Source organism: Roseomonas sp. CCTCC AB2023176, from assembly GCF_042259275.1.
Taxonomy (GTDB): domain Bacteria; phylum Pseudomonadota; class Alphaproteobacteria; order Acetobacterales; family Acetobacteraceae; genus Roseomonas.
The window spans coordinates 565,019-587,169 of the sequence record NZ_CP170086.1; the positions used below are offsets into that span (position 1 = coordinate 565,019).

Annotated in this window: 20 protein-coding genes and 2 pseudogenes; 15 read left to right on the forward strand and 7 right to left on the reverse strand. The window is 73.2% G+C overall.

Annotated features, from left to right (window positions below; all coding sequences use genetic code 11):
• Window positions 1-56: 56 nt before the first annotated feature.
• The 5 genes and pseudogenes from ACE7GA_RS02825 to proC all read left to right on the forward strand — a co-directional run.
• Window positions 57-833: pseudogene (locus ACE7GA_RS02825) on the forward strand (3-deoxy-manno-octulosonate cytidylyltransferase); the annotation flags it as partial.
• On the forward strand, window positions 830-1,471 hold the full coding sequence (locus ACE7GA_RS02830; protein WP_376095313.1) for a histidine phosphatase family protein: 642 nt from the start codon (window positions 830-832) through the stop codon (window positions 1,469-1,471). The pseudogene ACE7GA_RS02825 and the gene ACE7GA_RS02830, both read left to right, overlap by 4 nt.
• A complete protein-coding gene (locus ACE7GA_RS02835) occupies window positions 1,468-2,478 on the forward strand; it encodes an SIS domain-containing protein (RefSeq protein ID WP_376095316.1) in 1,011 nt (336 codons plus the stop codon). The genes ACE7GA_RS02830 and ACE7GA_RS02835 overlap by 4 nt, the downstream gene beginning before the upstream one ends.
• Window positions 2,478-3,344: a 3-deoxy-8-phosphooctulonate synthase gene (gene kdsA / locus ACE7GA_RS02840; RefSeq protein WP_376095319.1), complete on the forward strand. Its 867-nt coding sequence runs from the start codon at window positions 2,478-2,480 to the stop codon at window positions 3,342-3,344. The genes ACE7GA_RS02835 and kdsA overlap by 1 nt, the downstream gene beginning before the upstream one ends.
• Before the next feature lie 40 nt (window positions 3,345-3,384).
• Window positions 3,385-4,161, forward strand: coding sequence for a pyrroline-5-carboxylate reductase (proC, locus tag ACE7GA_RS02845; protein ID WP_376095322.1), 777 nt, complete (start codon window positions 3,385-3,387; stop codon window positions 4,159-4,161).
• Window positions 4,162-4,275: 114 nt separating this feature from the next.
• On the opposite strand, the gene ACE7GA_RS02850 is transcribed toward proC, so the two are convergent.
• Together ACE7GA_RS02850 and ACE7GA_RS02855 are read right to left on the reverse strand one after the other, a co-directional pair.
• Window positions 4,276-6,531, reverse strand: coding sequence for a M48 family metalloprotease (locus tag ACE7GA_RS02850; protein WP_376095325.1), 2,256 nt, complete (start codon window positions 6,529-6,531; stop codon window positions 4,276-4,278).
• A gap of 285 nt (window positions 6,532-6,816) precedes the next feature.
• The gene (locus ACE7GA_RS02855; RefSeq protein ID WP_376095328.1) at window positions 6,817-7,788 is read right to left on the reverse strand and encodes a Bug family tripartite tricarboxylate transporter substrate binding protein; all 972 of its coding nucleotides are present in this window, start codon (window positions 7,786-7,788) and stop codon (window positions 6,817-6,819) included.
• 290 nt (window positions 7,789-8,078) lie between these two features.
• On the opposite strand from ACE7GA_RS02855, the gene ACE7GA_RS02860 reads away from it, so the two are divergent.
• The 3 genes from ACE7GA_RS02860 (at window position 8,079) to ACE7GA_RS02870 (ending at window position 9,949) form a co-directional block, all read left to right on the forward strand.
• A complete protein-coding gene (locus ACE7GA_RS02860; protein WP_376095331.1) occupies window positions 8,079-8,819 on the forward strand; it encodes a TetR family transcriptional regulator in 741 nt (246 codons plus the stop codon).
• An 89-nt stretch (window positions 8,820-8,908) separates the two neighbouring features.
• Window positions 8,909-9,418 (forward strand): hypothetical protein, encoded by a 510-nt coding sequence (locus ACE7GA_RS02865; RefSeq protein WP_376095334.1) that lies wholly within the window; start codon window positions 8,909-8,911, stop codon window positions 9,416-9,418.
• A gap of 111 nt (window positions 9,419-9,529) precedes the next feature.
• The gene (locus ACE7GA_RS02870; protein ID WP_376095337.1) at window positions 9,530-9,949 is read left to right on the forward strand and encodes a phasin family protein; all 420 of its coding nucleotides are present in this window, start codon (window positions 9,530-9,532) and stop codon (window positions 9,947-9,949) included.
• On the opposite strand, the gene ACE7GA_RS02875 is transcribed toward ACE7GA_RS02870, so the two are convergent.
• Complete coding sequence (locus tag ACE7GA_RS02875) at window positions 9,900-10,151, reverse strand: DUF4169 family protein (RefSeq protein WP_376095340.1); 252 nt, start codon at window positions 10,149-10,151, stop codon at window positions 9,900-9,902. The two genes, ACE7GA_RS02870 and ACE7GA_RS02875, sit on opposite strands and share 50 nt — an antisense overlap.
• A 104-nt stretch (window positions 10,152-10,255) precedes the next feature.
• On the opposite strand from ACE7GA_RS02875, the gene ACE7GA_RS02880 reads away from it, so the two are divergent.
• Window positions 10,256-10,918, forward strand: coding sequence for a dienelactone hydrolase family protein (locus tag ACE7GA_RS02880; RefSeq protein ID WP_376095343.1), 663 nt, complete (start codon window positions 10,256-10,258; stop codon window positions 10,916-10,918).
• 60 nt (window positions 10,919-10,978) lie between these two features.
• The gene (locus ACE7GA_RS02885; protein ID WP_376095346.1) at window positions 10,979-11,179 is read left to right on the forward strand and encodes a hypothetical protein; all 201 of its coding nucleotides are present in this window, start codon (window positions 10,979-10,981) and stop codon (window positions 11,177-11,179) included.
• A 16-nt stretch (window positions 11,180-11,195) separates the two neighbouring features.
• Here the strand turns inward: ACE7GA_RS02885 and ACE7GA_RS02890 are convergent, their stop codons facing one another.
• Window positions 11,196-12,074 (reverse strand): S-methyl-5'-thioadenosine phosphorylase, encoded by an 879-nt coding sequence (locus tag ACE7GA_RS02890; protein WP_376100073.1) that lies wholly within the window; start codon window positions 12,072-12,074, stop codon window positions 11,196-11,198.
• 245 nt (window positions 12,075-12,319) lie between these two features.
• On the opposite strand from ACE7GA_RS02890, the gene ACE7GA_RS02895 reads away from it, so the two are divergent.
• Together ACE7GA_RS02895 and ACE7GA_RS02900 are read left to right on the forward strand one after the other, a co-directional pair.
• Window positions 12,320-14,134, forward strand: coding sequence for a putative bifunctional diguanylate cyclase/phosphodiesterase (locus ACE7GA_RS02895; RefSeq protein ID WP_376095349.1), 1,815 nt, complete (start codon window positions 12,320-12,322; stop codon window positions 14,132-14,134).
• 71 nt (window positions 14,135-14,205) lie between these two features.
• Entirely contained in the window at window positions 14,206-16,035 is a 1,830-nt protein-coding gene (locus ACE7GA_RS02900) for a putative bifunctional diguanylate cyclase/phosphodiesterase (RefSeq protein WP_376095352.1), read from the forward strand.
• Between the two features lie 69 nt (window positions 16,036-16,104).
• On the opposite strand, the gene ACE7GA_RS02905 is transcribed toward ACE7GA_RS02900, so the two are convergent.
• Genes ACE7GA_RS02905 through petA form a run of 3 tightly spaced genes read right to left on the reverse strand, consistent with a single transcriptional unit; the run spans window position 16,105 to window position 18,813 of the window.
• The gene (locus ACE7GA_RS02905; protein WP_376095355.1) at window positions 16,105-16,917 is read right to left on the reverse strand and encodes a cytochrome c1; all 813 of its coding nucleotides are present in this window, start codon (window positions 16,915-16,917) and stop codon (window positions 16,105-16,107) included.
• The gene (locus tag ACE7GA_RS02910; RefSeq protein WP_376095358.1) at window positions 16,914-18,194 is read right to left on the reverse strand and encodes a cytochrome bc complex cytochrome b subunit; all 1,281 of its coding nucleotides are present in this window, start codon (window positions 18,192-18,194) and stop codon (window positions 16,914-16,916) included. The genes ACE7GA_RS02905 and ACE7GA_RS02910 overlap by 4 nt, the downstream gene beginning before the upstream one ends.
• 10 nt (window positions 18,195-18,204) lie before the next feature.
• Entirely contained in the window at window positions 18,205-18,813 is a 609-nt protein-coding gene (gene petA / locus ACE7GA_RS02915; RefSeq protein WP_376095361.1) for a ubiquinol-cytochrome c reductase iron-sulfur subunit, read from the reverse strand.
• A gap of 215 nt (window positions 18,814-19,028) precedes the next feature.
• On the opposite strand from petA, the pseudogene hemF reads away from it, so the two are divergent.
• The 3 genes and pseudogenes from hemF (at window position 19,029) to ACE7GA_RS02930 (ending at window position 22,150) form a co-directional block, all read left to right on the forward strand.
• Window positions 19,029-19,954: pseudogene (gene hemF, locus ACE7GA_RS02920) on the forward strand (oxygen-dependent coproporphyrinogen oxidase).
• A gap of 76 nt (window positions 19,955-20,030) precedes the next feature.
• The gene (locus ACE7GA_RS02925) at window positions 20,031-20,795 is read left to right on the forward strand and encodes a hypothetical protein (protein WP_376095364.1); all 765 of its coding nucleotides are present in this window, start codon (window positions 20,031-20,033) and stop codon (window positions 20,793-20,795) included.
• 2 nt (window positions 20,796-20,797) lie between these two features.
• Window positions 20,798-22,150, forward strand: coding sequence for a S8 family serine peptidase (locus ACE7GA_RS02930; RefSeq protein ID WP_376095367.1), 1,353 nt, complete (start codon window positions 20,798-20,800; stop codon window positions 22,148-22,150).
• The last annotated feature ends 1 nt before the right edge of the window (window position 22,151 follow it).

Here is a 22,151-nt window from a genome sequence, read left to right on the forward strand (position 1 = left end):
CCGCGCCAAACAGGCGGCGATGCCCGTCCTGATCGTCATCCCGCGCGCGCTGGGGTTCCACGCGCTTTCCCGGCAAGCCGCTCGCGCCCGTGCACGGCGTCCCGATGCTGCAACGCGTCTGGGCTCTGGCGCGGGCGGGGGCCGGTGCCGGCGCGCAGGTCGTGGTCGCGACGGATGACGAGCGGATCGCCGCCTTCGCGCGGGACATCGGCGCCGAATCCGTCCTGACCGACCCCGCGATCCGCAACGGCACGGAACGCGCCGCGGCCGTGCTTGCGAATCGTCCCGACGCGCCGGACTTCGTCCTGAACCTGCAAGGCGACGCCGTCCTCACCCCACCCTGGGTCATCGCCGCCATGCTGGACGCCGCGCGCGACCCCACGGTGCGCATGGTCACGCCGGCCGTCCGGATGTCCCCCGAGGCCCTGGCACGCCTGGCCGCCGCCAAGGCCGCCGGCGAGGTCGGGGGCACCACCGTCGTCACGGCGCGCAACGGCGACGCGCTCTACTTCTCGAAGTCGCTCATCCCCTTCCGCCGTGCAGGCGCAGAGGACGTGCCGGTCCTGCGCCACATCGGCCTCTACGGCTACCGCCCCGAGGTGCTGCGGCAGTTGGTGGACCTTCCCATCGGCCTGCTGGAACGGGCCGAAAGCCTCGAACAGCTCCGCGCCTTGGAACACGGCATTCCGGTCCGCGTGGTCGAGGTGGACTATCGGGGACGCACGCATTGGGGCGTGGATACGGAGGGCGACCTGCGCCGCTGCGAGGCGCTGATCGAGGCGGAGGGCGAGTTGCTCGACCGCTGGGACGGCACGGGGCGCGTCGCGGCGTGACCGATCTCCTCCTCGCCCGCCACGGCAACACCTTCGACCCCGGCCAGCCCGCGCTGCGGGTCGGCGCGCGGACCGACCTTCCGCTCGTCGCGGAAGGCCGCGCCCAGGCCGCGCGCCTGGCCGAGGCCCTGGCGGCCGAGGGCCTCCGCCCCGCCCGGATCGTCGCCGGACCGCTGGCGCGGACGCGGCAGTTCGCCGCGATCCTCGCGGACCGGCTGGGCGGGACCATCATCCTCGACGACCGCCTGCGGGAACTGGACTACGGGACGTGGGAGGGCCTGACCGACGCCGAGATCACCGCCCGCCACGGCCGCGATGCGCTGGGAGCCTGGGAACGCCGCCTGGAATGGCCCGCCGCCGCCGGCTGGGGAGAGGGCGAGGCCGCCGTCCTGTCCCGCATCGGCGCCTTCCTGGATGAGGCGGCCGACGCCCCCTCCCCCACCCTCGCCGTGACGAGCAACGGCATCCTCCGCCTGGTACGCCGCCTGATCGAGGGCTCGCCGACGGCGGGGGAGGGGAAGGTCCGGACCGGCGCCCTCTGCCGCTTGCGCCGGACGGGAGGGGGCTGGCACATCGCCGCCTGGGATGAGCGGCTGCCCGCCACCGGCAGCGCCCCCACCGGAGTTCCTTCGACGTGAACGCCCTCACGAACACCCGCCCCGCCGGCGCCCAGGCCACGGCGGAGGACCACCGCACCGAAGCCCTCCGCACCCTCGCCGTGGAGGCTGCCGGCCTCCGCGCGCTGGAGGCTGCGCTGCGGAACGGCCTCGGCGAGCCCTTCGCCCGCGCCGTGGACGCGCTGCTGGCCGTCTCCGGCCGCATCATCCTGACGGGCATGGGCAAGTCGGGACATATCGCGCGGAAGATCGCGGCGACCCTCGCCTCGACCGGCGCCCCCGCCCACTACGTCCACCCGGCCGAGGCAAGCCACGGCGACCTCGGGATGATCGCGCCCGGTGACGCGGTGCTCGCCCTCTCCTGGTCCGGCGAGACGCGGGAACTGTCCGACCTCGTCGCCTACGCCAAGCGCTTCCGCATTCCCCTGCTCGGCATCACCTCGCGCGCCGACAGCACCCTCGCCCGCACCGCCGACGTCGCGCTGGTGCTGCCGGTCGCGGAAGAGGCCTGCCCCAACGGCCTGGCGCCGACGACCTCCACGACGATGCAGTTGGTGCTCGGCGATGCATTGGCGATGGCGCTGCTGCGCGCCCGCGGCTTCTCCACCGCCGATTTCCGCGCCGTGCACCCGGGCGGCAAGCTGGGGTCGCAGCTGCGCACCGTCGCCGACCTGATGCACCCGGCGGCCGAGGTGCCGCGCGTCGCCCCGGATGCCGCGCTGCGCGAGGCGGTGATCGAGATGACCTCCCGCCGCTTCGGCACGACGGGCGTCGTGGAGGGGGATGGCCGCCTCGTCGGCATCGTCACCGACGGCGACCTCCGCCGCGCCCTCGGCCGCGACCTCGCAGCCACGCGCGTCGTCGAGGTGATGACGCGCAATCCCCTGACCGTCCCGCCGGGCATGACGGCGGCCGAGGCGCTGGCGATCATGAACGAATCGAAGGTCACCGTGCTGTTCGTGACGGAGGAGGGGCGCGCCGTCGGCATCCTCCACATCCACGACCTGCTGCGCGCGGGGGTCGCGTGATGGACGCGCCGACTTCGCTGCGCCCTGATCCCGTCGTCGAGGTCGGCGGCGTGCGCATCGGCAACGCCCTCCCCGTCGCCCTCATCGCCGGCCCCTGCCAGATGGAGAGCCGCGCCCACGCGCTGGAAACGGCGGGGGCACTGAAGGAGATCGCCACCCGCCTCGGCGTCGGGCTGATCTACAAGACCTCCTTCGACAAGGCGAACCGCACGAGCGCCCGCGCCGCCCGCGGCATGGGCCTCTCCGCCGCCCTCCCCGTCTTTGCCGAGATCCGCGAGACACTCGGCCTGCCGACGCTGACCGACGTGCACGACGCCGGGCAGTGCGCGCCCGTCGCGGAGGCCGTGGACGTGCTGCAGATCCCCGCCTTCCTCTGCCGCCAGACCGACCTTCTGATCGCGGCCGCCGTCACGGGGCGCGTCGTCAACGTCAAGAAGGGCCAGTTCCTCGCACCCTGGGACATGGCCAACGTCGCGGAGAAGATCACCGCCGCCGGCAACCCGCGCGTGCTGCTGACCGAGCGCGGGACCTCCTTCGGCTACAACACCCTCGTCTCCGACTTCCGCGGCCTGCCGATCATGGCGCGGATGGGTGCGCCGGTCGTGTTCGACGCCACGCATTCGGTGCAGCAGCCCGGCGGCCTCGGCGGCGCCTCCGGCGGGCAGCGGGAATTCGTCCCGACCCTGGCACGTGCGGCCGTCGCCGTCGGCGTCGCCGCGCTGTTCATCGAGACACATCCGGACCCCGACCGCGCGCCGTCGGACGGCCCCAACATGGTCCCGCTGCGCGACTTTGAACGCCTGGCCGCCGACCTCATCGCGCTCGACGCGTTGAGCAAGCGGCAACTGGCGGGCGACCCCTCGTGAGCGATCCCCTTCCCCCGTCCTTCTCGTCGGCTGCGGCAAGATGGGCGGCGCGCTGCTTTCCGGCTGGCTGGCGCGCGGCATCCTGCGGGCCGTGGTCGTCGAGCCAGCGAAGGCCGCGGCTGAGGCTTTCGCGAACCGCGTGGAGGTCATCTCCGACGCCCGGGCACTGCCGGATGGCTTCGTGCCGGCGGCCGTTGTCCTCGCGATCAAGCCGCAGGAGGCCGCGACCACCATCCCCGCCTATGCCCGCTTCGCGAGCGGGCCGCAGGGTGGCGCCGTCTTTGTCTCGATCATGGCCGGCAAGACGGCCTCGGGCATCGCCGCGCTGCTCGGCGGCTCCGCGGCCGTCGTGCGCGCCATGCCGAACACGCCGGCCGCCATCCGCCAGGGCTTCACCGTCGCGACCGCCGGCCGCGGCGTGTCCTCGGATCAGAGGGCGTTGGCGGATTCGCTCCTCGCCGCCACCGGCGAGGTCGCCTGGACCGACGCGGAAAGCCACTTGGACGCCGTCACCGCGGTCTCCGGCGGCGGCCCGGCCTATGTCTTCCTGCTCGCCGAATTGCTGGAGAAGGCGGCGGTCGAGCAGGGCATCCCCGCCGACCTCGCCCGCCGCATGGCCCGCGCGACCGTCGCCGGCTCCGGCGCGCTGATCGGTTCGTCGGCGGAAGACGCGGCGGTGCTGCGGAGGAACGTCACCTCCCCCAAGGGCACGACGGAGCAGGCGCTGAACGTGCTGATGGCCGATGCAGCCTGGCCCGCGCTCGTCTCGCACGCGATCGCGGCGGCGACGGCGCGTTCGCGCGAACTCGCGGGGTAGGCTGAGTCCGCGAAGGGTTGGAACGCAAGAAGCGCCGGGGACGGTTCTCGAGCGACGACCGGCAAACGCGGATGACAACGGCGGCCGGCCCGGGACAGGTTCCGGCCGCGCCGCTCAGCCACCCTCGACCCAGACTGACGCGCCGCGGTCGGCGCCCTGCTGCAGCACGCGACGCGCCATCACGGCACGGCGGTAACTGCCGATCAGCTCGGCGTATTCGGGCACCTTCATCCCCTTCGGCAGGCCGGCGGAAAGGATTACCGTCCGCCGCTTCCGGTCCACCTTCGCCCGGCGCGGCCCGCCGGTGCGCTCCGGCAGCGTCGCGCCGGGAAGCAGGTGCAGCGTCGTCGTCACCCGCTGCCCCATTGCCGCCAGCTCCACGTCCATCACGGAATCCCAGGTGATCGGCGCGGAAAGCCCGGCGATGGCGATCGAATCCGCCCGCAGCACCGCGTAGGGGGCATCCCCCCGCTGCCAGACCACGAACGCCAGCCAAAGAAGCAGCAGCCCGCCGACGATCCCGAAGGCGGCCAGCCCCCAGGCGACCTCCGGCTCGGCGTCGACGCCCGCGACGAAGCCCAGGCCAACTCCCATCGCGCCGAAGAAGACCCCCATCACGCCGAGGAGGATCGCGCCGGGTCGGGTGTGTTCCTGGAGGGACCGCTCCCCACCCTCGACCGCTGCGACGGCCGCCTCCAGCTCCCCGCGCATCTCCGCTTCGTGGCGGCGGACGAGGGTGAGGAAGTCCTCCGTCGCCGCGCGGCCGGCCGCGTCGGGGTCGGCGAGGAAGGCGCGGAGGCCAGGCTCCGCCGGCGCGGATGCCGCCGCGAGTAGCGCGGCGTCTGCATCCCGCCCCAGGGCCGCCAGCCGCGTCCGCGTCGGCGGGTGCGTGTCGGTCGGGTGCGGCTGCGTCTCCTCCAGGTGGCGGGACGGGTCGTCAAGGCCGGCACGAGCGGCTTCCAGCGTCGCGGCGACGAGATTGGCCGGAGCGGCGTCCGGCGCCTCCGCCGCCCGCCGCAGCGTCGCCCCCACGACCGGCGCGGCCGCGGGCGTGCGCAGCAGCGCGCGCGCCGCCGCGTCGGGGGAGGCGACCTCCGCCCCCGCGCGATCCGCCGCGAACTCCCGCTCCCGGCTCCAGTGCCGGACCGCGCGGTGGAAGCCGTCGAGCACGTAGGTCCCGAGCTGCAGGGCAGGACGCAGGAGGATCGAGCCCGACCCGTCCCCCCCGCCCGCCTCCGCCAGCGCATCGAGCGACCGCCCGACGCCCGCATAGATCGGCAGGAAGCGGAGCGAGTATTCCGTGTCCTCCCCGGAGAAGTGCGCGAGTTCGTGCGCGAGCACCGCCTCCGCCTCGTCCTCCCGCAGGAGCGCGAGCATCGGCAGCGGGACGTAGAGGGTGCGTCCCGCGATCGCGCCCCCGCCGGGTTCCAGCACCTTCGGGCCGGAGGCGACGAAGAAGCCGCCCGTCAGCCCCGCCACGACGTTGTCCGGGCGCAGCGCGCCGAGGCGTTCGGCGATCCGGTCCAGCCGCGCCCAGAGGCCCGGCGCGTCCTCCCGCGACAGGACCCGGCCCTCGATCGGCAGCGGGTCTGGCTCGAAGGCAGCGAGGGCCCGGCGCAAGCCGAGGACGGCGCTGCCCGCGACGAAGACGCTGACGCCCATGATGACCAGCGCGAGGAACAGGAGCTTGATCTCCCCGCCGGATTGCAGCTGCCCGAAGAGGATGGCGGAGGCCTCGAACCCCGTCGCCGCCACGGCCGCGGTCGCCGCCAGCACGACCTGCGCGCCGAGCACCGGCGGCAGCGCGCGGCGGACGAGGGAGAAGCCGCGCACCAGCGCATCGCGCGACCGCCGCCCGCGCCGGGCCAGCACCGCGCCTGTCACCAGCACGAGGAGGGACAGCACCGCGACCGCCGCGGCTGGGAACACGACGAAAGGCGGGACGGTGCGCCGCACCCGTGCGAGCGTGACGTTGTTCGCCGCGTCGTCGAGTTCCTTGCGCGCCTCCGTCAGGGCCAGCGGGCCGGCGTAGTTCTGCCCGTTCCGGGTGAAGGACGTGCCCGGGTCAGATCCCGGCCGGGTGCCCGCGCGTGCCTCGAGCGCCGCGACGGCCTTCGCCGTGCGGGCGTGGTGGATCTCCGCGGTCGCCAGATCCGACGCCCCGCGCCGGACCTCCCAGAGGCCCAGGGCGACGAGGACGAGCGGCAGGAGAATGGTGGCGGCGAGGAGCCGCAGGACCTCTCGCCCGCGGCGTAACGGGGTGTCGGAAATGGGGGTCCTCCGTCGCTCGGTCCGGGCGTGCGGGAGAACGCGGGGCTGGGCCGCGCGTTGACGCCCTGGCTCACGCTTTTCGGCATGCCGACGTGCCACCTGGCGGGCCCGCCGCGCCGCAACCGGCCCCGTCGGAAGACCCGGTCATCGGCCCGAAATGGGCGCCCGCGACGGGTGAAACGCAACATGGCCCCCCGGCGCGCCCACGGGCCCGGCCCGGGAACTTCGCCCGGGGGAGATGAGTCCGCTGCGTTGGCCCGCTGGACGGGCCCGCGGGACCAGACGGTCACGGAGGAGGCGGGCCGGGCACGAGAGGCTTGCGCGACCGGCACCGCGGCTACCCCGTCCCGCGCGACGCCGTGCGTGAGGCCGGCCCCCGGCCGGCTATTCCGGCCGCGCGCCGGACTGCGCGACCACCGGCGCCCAGGCCGCGACCTCCGCCCGGACGTAAGCCTGCATGTCGTCGAGGAACCTGTCGCCGGGGCCCGTCGCCGTCTCCGCGAGGCGCCGCTGGATCGCGGGGGTCTGGAGGGCACCGCGCACCGCCTCGGCCAGGCGTTCCAGCACGGGACGCGGCGTGCCGGCGGGGGCCGCGATGCCCGCCCAGCCATCGGCCGTCGCGCCGGGGACGCCGGATTCGGCGAAGGTCGGGACCTCCGGGAACTCCGGCACCCGCTCGGCGGAGGACATGGCGAGCGGCCGGACGGACGCCGCCTTCATCAGCGGCGCCGTCGCCGCCAGCCCGTCCAGCAGGGCGGGCACGACGCCCGCGACCACGTCCGTCGCGGCCTGCGACCCGCCGCGATAAGGCACGTGGGTCAGGTTCGCCCCCGTCGCCTGGGCGAGGCGCAGCCCCAGCAGGTGCGGCACGGACCCGATGCCGGAGGTCGCGTAGTCCAGCCCGCCCGGCCGCCGCCGCGACTCGGCAACGAGTTCCTCGAGCGTCCGCGCCGGGAAGGCCGGGTTCACCGCGAGCACGTAGGGCGTGCCGAAGAGCATCGCGACATGGGCGAAATCCCGGTCCGCGTCCCACTGGATGCGGTCGCGGTAGAGCGTGTGCCCGATCGCCAGTCCCGAGATGGTGGAGAGCAGCAGCGTCGTCCCATCCGGCGCGGCGCGCGCGACCAGCCCCGTGCCGAGCGTCGCGCCGGCCCCCGGCCGGTTTTCCGGCACCACGGGCTGCCCGAGGCGGCGCGACATCTCGTCCGCGACCATCCGCCCGATGACGTCGGTGGAGCCGCCCGTCGCGAAGGGGATGACGAGGCGGATCGGCCCGCCGGTCCCTTGCGCGCGGGCAGCCCCGACGACCGATGGCGCGGCGAGCGTGGCGGTGAGGACGTGGCGACGCGTGGGCAAGGCGGGACCTCCGAAAGCGGCGGCAGGGTATGCCAGGTGTGGACGGGGATGAACCGGGGCGCCTGCGGGAGTGTCTCCCCCCGGCCGGCATGCGGCGCCGCAACCGGTTCGGCGGGGACCCGCCCCATCCCCCCACCCTGCCGACGCCCTGAGGCCCGGTCGGGCTTCGCCGTCACCGGCACCCGCGCAGCCGGCGGCACTCCCCCTGCCCCACGGGCGGCGCCCTCCCGCACGCGGCGGCCCCGCCGGCCGCGAGTTGATCGCGCCGCGCCCCGTGCCATGTGTCGGCCATGCAAGATCCGACCGCCGCGGCCGATCCCTCCCCCACGCTCCTCGATGCGCTCTGGGCCGTGGTGGCCCGCCACGGCTGGCACGGGACGACCTTCGCGCGGGTCGCCGCGGAGTCCGGCGAATCCCTCTCCGAGCTCCGCGCCCGCTACGCGACTCCGGTGGACCTTCTGCGCGCCCATGCCCGCGCCGTGGACCGCTTCGTGCTGGACGGCACGGTGCCCGACCCGGACGGCACGACGCCCGTCCGCGACCGCCTCTTCGACCTGCTCATGCGGCGCTTCGACGCCCTGGCGCCGCACCGGGAGGGCATCCTGCGCCTGCAGCGCGATCTGATGCGCGACCCGATCTCGGCCCTCGCGCTCTCCCCCATCCTCCTCGCCTCCATGGCCTGGACGCTGGAGGGGGCGGGCGTGCCGACCGGCGGACCCGCGGGCGTGCTGCGGGTGCACGGGCTGGCCGGCGTGTGGCTCGACGTGTCGCGGACCTGGGCGGGGGACGATTCGGTAGACCTCGGCTCCACCATGGCCGCGCTGGACCGGGCGCTGGACCGGGCGGACAAGGTGGCGCGGACGCTGCGGCTGGATGCGGGGGAGGTTCCGGCGGTGCCATCCGGTGCAACCAGCGTGGCTGATGCGCCTCTCATGGACGACGCGAGCCCAGTGCCTGACAATCCGCCTGACGCGCTCGGCCCGGAAAGCCCGGGAGAGGGACCGGAGACGGCAATTCGTCCCCCAGCCTGACAGCCCGGCGCGCTGGAGAGGCGTGAGTGGAACAAGGGCGCATCGAGGATGCCTTTCAGCCTTCGCCGGCCGGGCAAGGACGGTGGCTCGTGCGCCCCTACGGTCCCCTGCCGCTCGTTTGGGAATTGCCCGACGACGCTTCGCGCGCCCGATACCTCCGCTGGAATGCGTACGCACCACTGGTCGTACTTCCTGGCACGCTCGTGGGTTTCGCATTAGGCGCGCTGGCACTCCGCGGCAGTTCCGCTTGGCTCATCGGCGGCGTCCTGGTCCTGGTCGGGTCCTTCTGGTGGGCGAACCGTTTGCAGATGGGTCGAGGACGGCGTGTTTCCGCCTCGCTCTGGCGTGGCCCCACGCCGATGGAGCGGAGGGTTGCGGCCGATCCGCGGGGCGCGGCGCGGGGCGCCTTCGTCATCCTGATTGCGGCACTTCTTCTCCTGGGGATGGGCTGCCTGGGGCTTGCGCGCTTCGGCTTCCGGGACGGCAGGGTGCCCGTCCTGCTCGTCGCCGGCGCGCTCCTCACCCTCGCAGCAACGTTCGTCTATTCGACGGTCCGACGCGTGCGGAAGCAGATGCCAGGGGTGTCCTCCGGTACTTGAACCCATCTTCGGCGCCGACGAGGGCGGGGGCGCCGTTGACCGCTTGCCGCGACCCCGCCCGGCCCGTCATATCCCCCGCGCGTCCCCCAGCCCCCGCGGAGACCTTCCCCCATGTCCGACCGCAACAGCTTCCCCGATCCGTTCCGCATGTTTGCGGAGATGCGGGTCCCCGGCCTCGACCTCGACGCCCTCGCCGCGGCGCAGCGCCGGAACCTCGAGGCCCTGTCGGCCGCCAACCGCGTCGCGCTGGAAGGCGCACAGGCCATCGCGCGCCGGCATATGGAAATCCTGCAGCAGTCCATGACGGAGATGACGGACGCCGTCCGCATCGCCGGCACTGCGACCGACCCGAAGGATTCCGCCGCGCGCCAGGCCGAGATGATGAAGACCGCCTACGAGCGTGCGGTGGCCAACATGCGCGAACTGGCCGACCTCATCCAGAAGTCGAACTCCGAGGCGCTGTCCCTCCTGAACCAGCGCTTCAAGGAGGCGATGGACGAGGTCGGGACGATGATGGTGAAGAAGGGCTGACGCCCGGCGCGTCATCCTCCAGCCGCGCCCCGTCGAGCAAGGCGCGGCGCCTTGCCTCCTCCGCCGCGTCGCGCGCCCGCTGGTCCTTCGTCCGGCCATGGGCCGCGCGGTTCGCCGCGGCCTGCGCTTCCTTCTCCGCGCGGGCGCGGGCCTTCCGGGCGCGCCCCAGGCTCACGATGTTCGGGTTGACGATCTCGGCCATCCCCGCAGCATAGGCCGGTGACCGCCTGGCGTCTCCGCCCGGCGGCCGGGAAGCGCCCCCGCGTCGCGGCGGTCCGTGGGCCGGCACATCGATCGAGGAATCCCATGCAGGTCGAACTCACCGCCGCCGACGGCCACCGCCTTTCCGCCTGGTGCGCGGGGCCGGACGACGCGCCACGCTCCCTCGTCATGATCCAGGAGATCTTCGGGGTGAACCGCCACATGCGGCGCCTGGCCGACCACGTGGCGGCGCAGGGCTACGCGGTGATCGTCCCCGCCCTCTTCGACCGCGTCGAGCGCGGGGTGGAACTGAATTACGCCGCGGAGGACGTGGCGCGCGGGCGGGAACTGCGGGGCAAGGTCCCCGATGCCGGCGTCATGGCGGACGTGGAGGCCGCGGCCGCCGCCCTTCCCGCCTCCGCCGCGCGGGGGATCATCGGCTATTGTTGGGGCGGGACCGTGGCGTGGTGGGGGGCGACCCGGTCGGGGTCGTTCCGCGCGGCCGTCGGGTACTACGGCGGGGGCGTGGCGGGGACCCGGCACGAAGCCCCGCGCTGCCCCGTCCAGATGCATTTCGGGGAGACCGACGCGTCCATCCCCTTGTCAGACGTGGACGCCTTCCGCGCGGCGCAGCCCGGGGTCGAGGTCTTCGTCTATCCCGGCGCCGGCCACGGCTTCGCCTGCGAGGACCGGGGCAGCTACGACCCAGACGCCACGGCGCTGGCGGAGGGTCGTGCGCTCGCCTTCCTCGCCCGTCACCTGGGATGAGGACGCGAGTCGCCGCGAGGCCGGAAACCCTGTAATACGCTTGGCGAAGGAGGCCCCGACATGCCCGTCGTGCTCATCGCGAACCTCGCCGTCATGCTCGCGCTGATGGCGCTCCTGCCCTACTCCTTCCCGGACTCCTATCCGGTCCGCCCGATCGTCGCGATCCTGCTTCTGGTGGTCGTCGCGGCGGTCGCCGTCGTCGTGGGCGTGAAGCGGCGTCAGCGCGGCTGGAACACGGACTCGGCGCGCAAGTACACCTGAGCCCGCGGCGGCCGGCTCAGGCGCCGCCGAGCACCCGCCCCGCCACCGCGTCGAGCTTCGCCACCAGAGCCGGGTCCCGATAGGGCGGCTGCGTTACGATCGCCGCGTCCAGCGCGCGGTCACAGCCCGCGGGGCAGGGGCCGCGCGGCGCGCCGACCGCGGGCACCACGGCCCGCACCAGGTTCTTCGCATTCTCCGCATTCGCCAGCAGCACCCGCACGACGGCCTCGACCGTCACGTGGTCGTGGTCGGGGTGCCAGCAGTCGAAATCCGTGACCATGGCGACGGTCGCGTAGCAGAGCTCGGCTTCGCGGGCCAACTTGGCCTCCGGCATGTTCGTCATGCCGATCACGTCGCAGCCCCAGGCGCGGTACAGCTCGCTCTCGGCCTTCGTCGAGAATTGCGGCCCCTCCATCACGAGGTAGGTGCCGCCGCGGTGGTGCTTCAGGCCGAGGTCGCGGCACCCCGCCTCCAGCGCGTCGCCGAGGCGCGGGCAGAGCGGGTGGGCCATGGACACGTGGGCGACGCAGCCGCTCTCGAAGAAGGACTTCTTGCGCGCGAAGGTGCGGTCGATGAACTGGTCGGGGATGACGAAGGTTCCCGGCGGCAGGTCACCGTTGAGCGACCCCACGGCCGAGAGCGACAGCACGTCGGTGCAGCCCGCGCGCTTCAGCACGTCGATGTTGGCGCGGTAGTTCAGTTCGGAGGGCGGGATCCGGTGCCCCCGCCCGTGCCGGGGCAGGAAGACGCAGCGCACGCCGGCAAGCGTGCCGAAGAGCAGCTCGTCGGACGGCTCGCCCCAGGGGCTCGCGACGCGGCGCCACTCCCGGCCCTCCAGCCCCTCGATGTCGTAGAGGCCGGACCCGCCGATGAGGCCGATGACCGGGGTGACCATTTCCGACGGGCTGGGTTGGGACACGGGACCTCCGCGGCGGTTGCGGCGGGACCCTCGGCGGATCCCGCGTCTCGGATGGCGCACAGGGCCACCCGGGGGTGGCCGGGACGCCGCGCGCCGTCGAGGTAGCCGCGAAGCGCCCCCGGCGCCAGCCGCCTCCCCTACGGTTCCTGACGATCCGTGACCCTTCCTTCATGGATCGTTGGTGGGGATGCGCCCAGAGTGCCGCGGCCCAAGGAAGACTCATGCCCGCCGCACCCCTCCCGGTCGACGAAGCCGCCCGCCTCGCCGACCTGCACGAACTCGGCCTCCTCGACACGGCGGAGGAAGACCTCTTCGACAGCTTCACCCGCGTCGCGGCCGAGCTGTTCGACGCACCCATCGCCGCCGTCTCGCTCGTGGATGCCGACAGGCAGTACTTCAAGTCGATCCAGGGACTCGCGGTGCGCGGCACGTCGCGCGACCTGTCCTTCTGCGCTCACGCGATCCTGCGCCCGGACGAGGTGATGGTCGTCGCGGACGCGGCGGACGACCCGCGCTTCGCCGACAACGCGCTGGTAACGGGGGATCCGGGGATCCGGTTCTACGCCGGCGCGCCGGTGATGACGGAGAAGGGCCACGCCATCGGCGCGCTCTGCGTGATCGATCGCCAGCCCCGGCAGGTGCTGCCCCGCGCGCAGGAAAGGCTGCGCGACCTGGCGCGAGGCGTTTCGGCCGCGGTCGCCCTGCGGCGCGCCCTGCGACAGGTGTCCATGGCCGCCCTGACGGACCCGCTCACGGGCCTCAGCAACCGCAAGGCGCTGGCCCATGCCCTGGAGACGGCGGGCCCGGACTACGCGATGCTGATGTTCGACCTCGACCGCTTCAAGTCGATCAACGACACCTTCGGCCATGGCGGCGGCGACGGGGCGCTGGTCGAGGTCGCGGCCCGCCTGCGTGCCGCGACGCGGCCGGAGGACCTGCTGTTCCGCCTCGGCGGCGACGAGTTCTGCGCGATGGTGCGCGGCGTCCGGGACCCGGCGGTCGCGGACCGCGTCGCGGGCGGAATCCACGCGGCGCTCGCGCGGCCCTTCTCGCTCGGCGGGACGCCGGTGCCGCTCCGCACCTCGATCGGCCACGCGGTCCGCGTGGCGGGCGCGCCGGACGGCGCCGTCCTCCTGGAACGGGCGGATGCCGCGCTCTACGCCGCCAAGCGCGCGGGGCGCGGCGTGACCCGCTCCGCCGAGGCGCTCTCAGCCGGGCCGGGCATCGGGCGGCAAGCGCTGGAGGCAGCCCTGCACGCCGCCTTCGCGCCCGGCGCGGAGGTCCCCTTCCAGCTCTGGTTCCAGCCCATCGCCGCACTCGGCGACGCGCGCGTCACCTCGGTGGAGGCGCTGCTGCGCTGGACCTGCGACGGGCAGGCCGTCGCACCCGCCGACGTGCTGCCCCTGATCGAGAGCCTCGGATATTCCGGCGCGCTGGATCGCTGGGCGGTCGGGGAGGCCTGCCGCGCCGCGGCGGTGCTGCCGGGGATCGCCGTGGCGGTGAACGTCTCCGCGGCGAGCTTCGGCGTCCCGGGCTTCGCTGCGTCGGTGCTGTCCCGGCTCGCCATGCACCAGTTGCCCGGCGACCGGCTGATGATCGAGATGACCGAATCGGCGCTCGCCGGCGACGCGGTGGAGGCGTTGGCGCAGGTCGCGGAACTGGCGGCGGCGGGGGTCCGCGTCTGTCTCGACGACTTCGGCGGCGGCCACGGCACCCTTGCGCGCATGCGGCGCTTCCCCTTCGCCCGCGTGAAGCTCGACCGGTCGCTCGTGGACGGCTGCGAGGTCGACTCGCGCTCGGCGACGCTGGTCGAGGCGGTCGGGAGCGTCGCCGAGGCGCTCGACATCGAGGCCGTCGCGGAGGGGGTCGAGAACGAGGCGCAGCTGCGGCTGCTGGCGGAGCGGCGCGTGATGCTCGCGCAGGGTCACCTGCTATCCCCGGCGGTGCCACTGGCGGACCTGCCCGCCGCGATGGCCGGGGCGTCGGCGATCGCGCGCCGCGTGCTGGGCATGCCCGCTCTCGCCCTGGCGGCGTGAGGATCGCGGCCGGGGGATTCAAGAATCCTTAGCATCGGGAGGGGATAAGGGGCGGTCAGCCGGAACCGCCCATGCCCCCTGCGCCGCTGCCGAAGGACGAGTCCCGCCGCCTAGCGGAACTCGACGAACTCGACCTGCTCGACGGCCCGGCGGAGGAAGTCTTCGCTGGCCATGCGCGGGCAGCCGCGGCGTTGCTCGGCACGCCGGCCGCCGCGGTGTCCTTCGTGGATCGCACACGCATCGTCCTCCGCGGCGCCGTCGGGACGCCCTGGACGGAACTGCCGCGCGCGGCCGCCTTCTGCGCCCACGCGATCCTCCGGCCGTCGGAGGCGCTGGTCGTCCCCGACGCGACGGCCGATCCGCGCTTCGCCGACAACCCGCTCGTCACGGGCCCGCAGGGCATCCGCTTCTTCGCCGGCATTCCCCTGGTGACGGAAGGGGGCAACGCTCTCGGCACGCTCCACGTCGTGGACCGCCACCCGCGCGAGCCCTCGCCGGCGCATGTCGAGCGCCTGCGCGACCTCGCGCGCGGGGTGGTCGCCGCCCTGACCCTGCGCCGGGCCCGCCGCACGCTCGCGACGGCGGCGATGACCGACCCGCTGACCGGCATCGGCAACCGCGCGGCGCTCGATGCCGCCCTGGCGCAGGCCGTCCCGCGACGGTCCATGCTCCTCCTTGACCTCGACCGGTTCGGGGCGATCAACGACGCCTTCGGCCATGCCGGCGGCGACCGCGCGCTCGCGGAGGTCGCGCAGCGTCTGCGCATGGCGACGCGGCCGACGGACCGCGTGTTCCGACTCTCGGGCGACGAATTCGCGGTGCTGGCGTCGGGGATCGGCGACCTCGACACGGCGGACCGCCTGGCCGCGCGGATCCACGAGGTCCTGGCGCGGCCCTTCGCCATCAACGGCTCGACGGTCACGCTGCGGACGTCCATCGGCTACGCCGCGACCCCTTGGCACGGGCCGGATGCCGCGGCGCTGCTTCATAGGGCGGATGCCGCCCTGGCGGCCGCCAAGCGCGCGGGACGCGGACTCACCCGGGCGGCGGAGCGCGCGCAGGCCGCGGGCAGCATCGGGCGGGCGGGGATCGAAGCGCGGGTCCACGCGGCCTTCGCGCCCGGCGGGGTCGTGCCGTTCCATCTGGTTTTCCAGCCGATCCTCGACCTCCGGGGCGGACGCGTCTGCTCCGTCGAGGCGCTGGTCCGATGGCGGCTGGAGGACGGGGAGGTGCTGACCCCCGGCGAGTTCCTCCCGGTGATCGAACGGCTGGGCTACGCCGGCGCCCTGGACCGCTGGGTGACCGGCGAAGCCTGCCGCCTGATGGCGGAGCCCGGTCAGCGGGTCTCAGTCGCCGTGAACGCAGGCGCCAGCACCTTCTGCGATCCGGGCTTCGCCCCGCACGTCGCCGCTTGCCTGGAGACGCATGCCCTACCGGGGGAGCGGCTGATCGTCGAGATGACGGAGTCCTCCCTCGCCGGCGACGACGACGCGGCTCTCGGCACCGTGCTGGCCCTGGGGCGGCTTGGCGTCGGGGTCGCCCTGGATGATTTCGGCGGGGGGCACGGCACGCTGGCCCGTGCCCGCCTCTACCCCTTCGCGAAGGTCAAGCTGGACCGGGTACTGGTGGAGGGCTGCGGCACGGACCCGCGCGCCGACGCCCTGGTCCAGGCGGTAACAGGCATGGCCGGCGCCCTATCCATGGAGTCGGTTGCGGAGGGTGTCGAGACTCCGGAGCAGTTGCGACACGTCGCCCGCGCCGGCGTCACGCGGGTGCAGGGCTATTTCCTGTCGCGGCCCGTAACCTGGGAGACGCTGCCCGCAGCCTGCTCGGCCGCGGAAGGGGTGCTGCGGAACACGCTACGCCCGCCGACGCTGGCCGCCGCCCGAAACGCGGCCTGAAACGCGAACGCCCGGCCCCGATCTTCCATCGGGACCGGGCGCCGGTCGCAAGCCGCCGGGTGGGAGGCGTCAGCCCCCGTCGCCGAGGCCCTGGTGCTGCCCGATATTGGCCCAGACCTTCTTCTTCACCGCATAGACCAGGCCGCCGAGGATGGTCAGGAAGATGATCATCCGGACGCCCATGGCACGCCGCGCCTCGAGCTCCGGCTCCGCGGCCCAGGAAAGGAAGGTGGTGATGTCCGTCGCCATCTGGGCGACGGTCGCGGGCGTCCCGTCGGTGTACTCGACCTGGTCATCGGCCGCGATCGGGGCGGCCATCGCGATCTGATGGCCGGGGAAGTACTTGTTGTAGTTCATGCCGGGCTGGACGGTAACGCCCTCCGGCGGGTCCTCGTAGCCGAGGAGCAGGGCGCGGACGTAGTCGGCCCCGCCCTCACGCGCCTTGACGATGACGGAGAGGTCGGGCGGCAGCGCACCGTTGTTCGCCGCGCGCGCCGCCGCGTCGTTCGCGAAGGGCCGACGGAAGTGGTCGGACGCACGGGCCGGGCGGGTGAACATCTCGCCGTTGTCGTTGGGACCGTCCTGCACCTCGAACTGCGAGGCGAGGGCGTTCACCTGCGCCTCCGTCAGGCCGAGGCTGCGCAGATGCCGGTAGGACAACTGCCGCATGGAATGGCAGTTCGAGCAAATGGCCTTGTAGACGGCGAACCCGCGCTGGGCGCTGGCCCGGTCGAAGGTCCCGAAGATCCCGTCGAAGGAGAAGTCGTGGTTCGGGATGTTCACGGCCTCGCCGGCCGCGCGGGCGGCCGCCGGGGTAAGGGCCAGCACGGCGGCGAGTGCCGCGCCCATCAGGAAGCGGGGCATGATCGTCACGGGGCTCATGCCTTATCCATGGGCTTGGCGGCGGCGGGCGCCGGCAGCGGACCACCGCCCCGGACCCGCTTGAGGACGGACTGGGCGATGGAGGTCGGCAGCGGCAACGGCCGCTCCAGCTTCGCCAGCGCCGGCAGGATCACCAGGAAGTAGGCGAAGTAGTAGGCGGTCGCGACGCGCGCGATCAGGACGTAGTGCGCCTCCGCCGGCTTCCCGCCGACCCACATCAGGACAAAGAAGTTCACCGTCCAGAGATAGAAGAACCACTTGGCGATCGGCCGGAACCGCATGGAGCGCACCGGCGACTGGTCCAGCCAGGGCAGCACGAAGAGGATGAGGATGGCCCCGCCCATCATCGCCACGCCGCCGAGCTTGTCCGGCACCGCACGGAGGACCGCGTAGAACGGCAGGAAGTACCATTCCGGAACGATGTGCGCGGGCGTCACCAACGGGTTGGCCGGGATGTAGTTGTCCGGATGGCCGAGGTAGTTCGGCATGAAGAACACGAGGATCGCGAAGACGATGAAGTACACCACGATCCCGACCGAATCCTTGATCGTGTAGTAGGGGTGGAAGGGGATCGTGTCCTGCGGTCCCTTCGGCTCGATGCCCAGCGGGTTGTTGGACCCGGTGATATGCAGCGCGGCGATGTGCAGGAACACGACGCCGGTGATCACGAAGGGCAGGAGGTAGTGCAGCGAGAAGAAGCGGTTCAGCGTGGGGTTATCCACGGAGAAGCCGCCCCAGAGCCAAGTCACGATGTGGTCGCCCACGATCGGCACGGCCGAGAACAGATTGGTGATGACGGTGGCGCCCCAGAAGGACATCTGGCCCCAGGGCAGGGTGTAGCCCAGGAACGCGGTTGCCATCATCAGCAGGAAGATGAGGACGCCGAACATCCAAAGCAGCTCGCGCGGAGTCTTGTAGGACCCGTAATGAAGCCCGCGCCAGATGTGGATGTAGATGACGATGAAGAACATGCTGGCGCCGTTCATGTGAACGTAGCGCAGCAGCCAGCCGTAATTCACGTCGCGCATGATGCGCTCGACGGAATCGAAGGCGAGGCTCGTGTTCGCGACATACTGCATCGAAAGGAAGATGCCGGTCGCGATCATGATCGCTAGCGTGATCATCGCCAGCGCGCCGAAGTTCCAGAAGTAGTTGAAGTTCCGCGGGGTCGGGAACGTCCCATACTCCCGCTGGATCATGGAAATGACGGGCAGGCGCTGGTCCACCCAGCGGAGCACCGGGTTCTTGACGTCCGAGTCGTGCAGCCCTTCGGGCATGGTCCTCTCCTCAGCCGACGCGAATCTTGGTGTCGGAGGTGAAGGTGTAATCGGGAATCGCAAGGTTCAGCGGCGCGGGACCCTTCCGGATCCGCGCCGCCGTGTCGTAGTGGCTGCCGTGGCAGGGGCAGAAATAGCCGCCGTAGTCGCCGCGCGAATCCGTCGGCTTCTGGCCCAGCGGCACGCAGCCCAGGTGGGTGCAGACGCCGAGCACGATCAGCCATTCGTCCTTGCCCGGTTTATGGCGGGCATCGTCCGGGGCGGGATCGCGCAGCTCGGCCAGGTTCACGGCCTTGGCCTGCTGGATCTCCTCGGGCGTGCGGCGGCGGACGAAGACGGGCTTGCCGCGCCACATGATGGTGATGGCCTGCCCGACCTCGATCGGCGCCAGGTCCACGTCGGCGGTGGACAGGGCGAGCACGTCGGCGCTCGGGTTCATCGAGCTGATGAAGGGCCATGCGACGACGGCGACGCCCACGGCCGCGAAGGACCCGGTCGCCAGCTTCAGGAAGTCGCGGCGCGGCGGTCCGTCATGCACCTGCGTCCCCACGGGGTCCGCCGTGCGGGGACCGGGTTCGGAGGGGCTCGTCTTCGGCGCGTTCGCCAGCACGTCGGCCATGCGGTTCGTCGTCCCATTTCGGCGGCCGCCCGGAGGTCGTCGGGGGCAAGCCACATGCGCGTCCGGATGCCCCGTCTGCGTCGCAGCCGCGCGAAACCTTGCGCGGGGCGCTGCCGGGAGCGGTGCGCGCGGCTTATAAGGGGCTGAAACGAAGGGTGGCAACGGCCCGCGCCCCCGTTTTGTTGCGGCGCGGCGACCGAAAGGAATACGGCGAAATGAACGATCTGTCAGAAGCGGCTGCGACCTTCGCCTCCGCCGCGAAGGACCCGGCGTCTCACCCGCTCGCCACCCCGGCCCGCGCCTGGTTCGAGGGGCTTCGCGACCGCCTCTGCGCCGCCTTCGAGGCGATCGAGGACCTGCCGCCCACCGGCCCGCACGCCGACCTCCCCCGGGCCGCTTCATCCGCACCCCCTGGGACCGGCCGGAGGGCGGCGGCGGCGTCATGTCCGTCATGAAGGGCCGCGTCTTCGAGAAGGTCGGCGTGAACGTCTCGACCGTCCATGGCGAGTTCTCGCCGGAGTTCCGGCGCCAGATCCCCGGGGCCGACGCGGACCCGCGCTTCATCGCGACGGGCGTCTCCCTCGTCGCCCACATGCGCTCCCCCCGGGTGCCGGCGGCGCACATGAACACCCGCTTCATCGTGACGTCCCGCGCCTGGTTCGGCGGCGGCGGCGACCTGACGCCCATGTTCCCGGACAGCGCGGAAGCCCTGGAGGACGCCGCCTCCTTCCACGCTGCCTTCCGCGCGGCCTGCGACCGGCACGACGCCGCCTACTACCCCCGCTTCAAGCAGTGGTGCGACGAGTACTTCTTCCTGCCGCACCGGGGGGAGCCCCGCGGCCTCGGCGGCATCTTCTACGACTGGCTGGGGCGCGAGGACGCGGACGAATCCCGCCTTCCCGACCACTTCGCCCTCACCCGCGACGTCGGCGAGGCCTTCCTCTCCTCCTACCCCGCCATCATCCGCCGCCGCATGGCCGAGCCCTGGACGGCCGAGGAGCGGGAGGCCCAGCTCATCCGCCGCGGCCGCTACGTGGAGTTCAACCTCCTCCACGACCGCGGGACCCTGTTCGGGCTGCGGACCGGCGGGAACGTGGAGGCCATCCTCATGTCCATGCCGCCTGAGGTGCGTTGGCCCTGAGCCCCGCGCGGAAACGGCTTGCCCCGGGGGTGCGGAATCCCCTCTCCTCCCGGCATCCCCGGCCGGAGCGTGCCGCATGGCTTCCCTCGTCAAGCTCTACGGCCGGCAGTTCCGGCAGCACCTGAGCTACCATCCGGTCTGGCAGCCCGGTACCGCCGTAGTGCCGGGCGATTGGGGCGTGCTGCACGATGGGGTCTTCACCCGCCAGGGCCACGTGACCGACCTGCCCCGGGTGCCGCGCCCCGCCCTCCGCCACAACCGGATCGAGGCTCCCCAACGCTTCTCGGTCGGCGTCTCCTTCCGCGCGAGCGCCGGCGTCGCGGCGAAACCGGACCCGTCCCTCGCGGTCGAGGGCTCGCTCCGGTTCGAGCGCAGCGGCGCCGTCGTCTACAGCGCCCGCGACCTCACGGCGACGCGGATGGACAATCTGGCGACCGTGCTCTCCGCCCTGCCCTGGCTGTCGAAGCCCTGGACGGAGGACACGGTTCTCGTCACCGAGGTCATCGCGGCGGAGCGGGCCGGCTTTGCCCTGGCAGAGAGCGACGGCGGGGAGGTGAAGGTCTCGGGCAAGGCGAGCGCCCTCAGCGCGCTCGACGTGGCCGATGCCTCCGTCGCCTTCGGCGCCTCATCCGCCGCGACCTTCGCTATGCGGCTGCAACACGGGAAGAAGCCGCACCCCGTCGCCCTCGTGCTCTACAAGGCGGAGACCGGGATCTTCGGCCGCCCGAAGCCGCCCGCACCGGTCGGCGGTCCCGGGATGTTCGGGGCCGACGCGGGTGACGAACCGGCGGAGCCGGAACTTCCCTACCGGGAGCTCTCGCCCTTTGAGGTCGAGGACTGACGGTGCCCCGCGCCGCCCGGCTCCGGCTAGAGGGCGCGACGGCCGCGGACGCCCTGATGGCCGGCTACGACGCCGACCGCCACGACTGGCGGTTTCCCCGGAGCGGCGAATTCTGGGAGACGGTGGCCGAGGCGCATCGCCGGGGCCTGACCGGCCGGGGCCGGCGCGCAGCGGTGATCGACACCGCCTTCGACCTGGACGTGCCCCGCCTCGCGGCGGCGGCGGGCGGCGCGGTCCGGCAGGCCGCGCGCGCGGGCGAGCCGACGGCGCACGGCACCGCGGTCGCCCTCCTCATCCTCACCGCCGCGCCTGACGCGGAACTCGACCTCTACGAGGTGACGGTGCGCGGGCGCCCCGACCCCCGTGCGGTCCGCGCGGCCCTCGATCGCGTCTCGGCCTCCGATGCCGCGGTGGCGTGCCTCAGCCTCGGCATGCCCGTCCCGTTCGAGGAGGTGCTGACCGAAACCCCCATCCCGCTCAGCCCCGCGGCGGAGGACCCGCTCGGCTTTCTCCAGGACCTCCGGGCCAATGCGGGGGCGCAGACGCTGCGTCCCAAGGCCTGCCCGCTGCCCGCCGCCTGCCTGTGTCGGCCGGCCGAGCGGGCGGCCGGCGGCGGCCGGATCGTCGTCGCCGCGGCCGGCAACGACGCGGCCTGCACCGCCTGCCCCGCGATCGCCGAAGGCGTCGTCGCCGTCGGCTTCAAGCGCGTGCGCCGCGCGCCGGGATCGGAGGGCGGGGAAACGGCGGAACTGACCGAGCCGTCCTACTCGCAGACGCCGCACATGGACCTGTCGCTGATGCAGCCGGAGGACGTGCTGGGCAGCAGCTTCGCCGCCCCGCTCGCCGCCGGCGCCGCCCTCCTCGGGCTAGATGCCGAGGCCCTGCCGGGCATGGTGCGCGCGGCACGGCTCGGCGGTACCGCCACGTCGCTGCTGCAGGTCGACCACGGGGAGCCGGGGCTTCACCGGGTCGCGGCGCAGGAAATGCTCGCGTTGTTCGCCACGGCGGTGAACGCCTTCCCCCACCTTGCCGCGCTGGAGGGGTCCGACCATTGGTGCGTCGGTTGCTCCCTCTTCGGGCGCAGCCTGTTCATCAATGCAGGGCTGGCCTTCCACCTCCGCGGCAGCGCCGACGTGGCGGAACGGCTGCTGCGCATCGGGCGGCGAATCGCGCCGGAGGACCCGCACGCCGCCGCGAACCTCGCGACCACCCTGCTCCGCAAGGCGAAGGCCCTGGGTGAGGAGGCGCTGACCCTCTACGACGAGGCGATCGCCCGGCGGCCGGGCGAGCGGCTCTACGACGAGGCGCGCGCCTGGGCCGCCGCGACGGTCGCTCGCCCGAAGCTCGGGCGCTGAC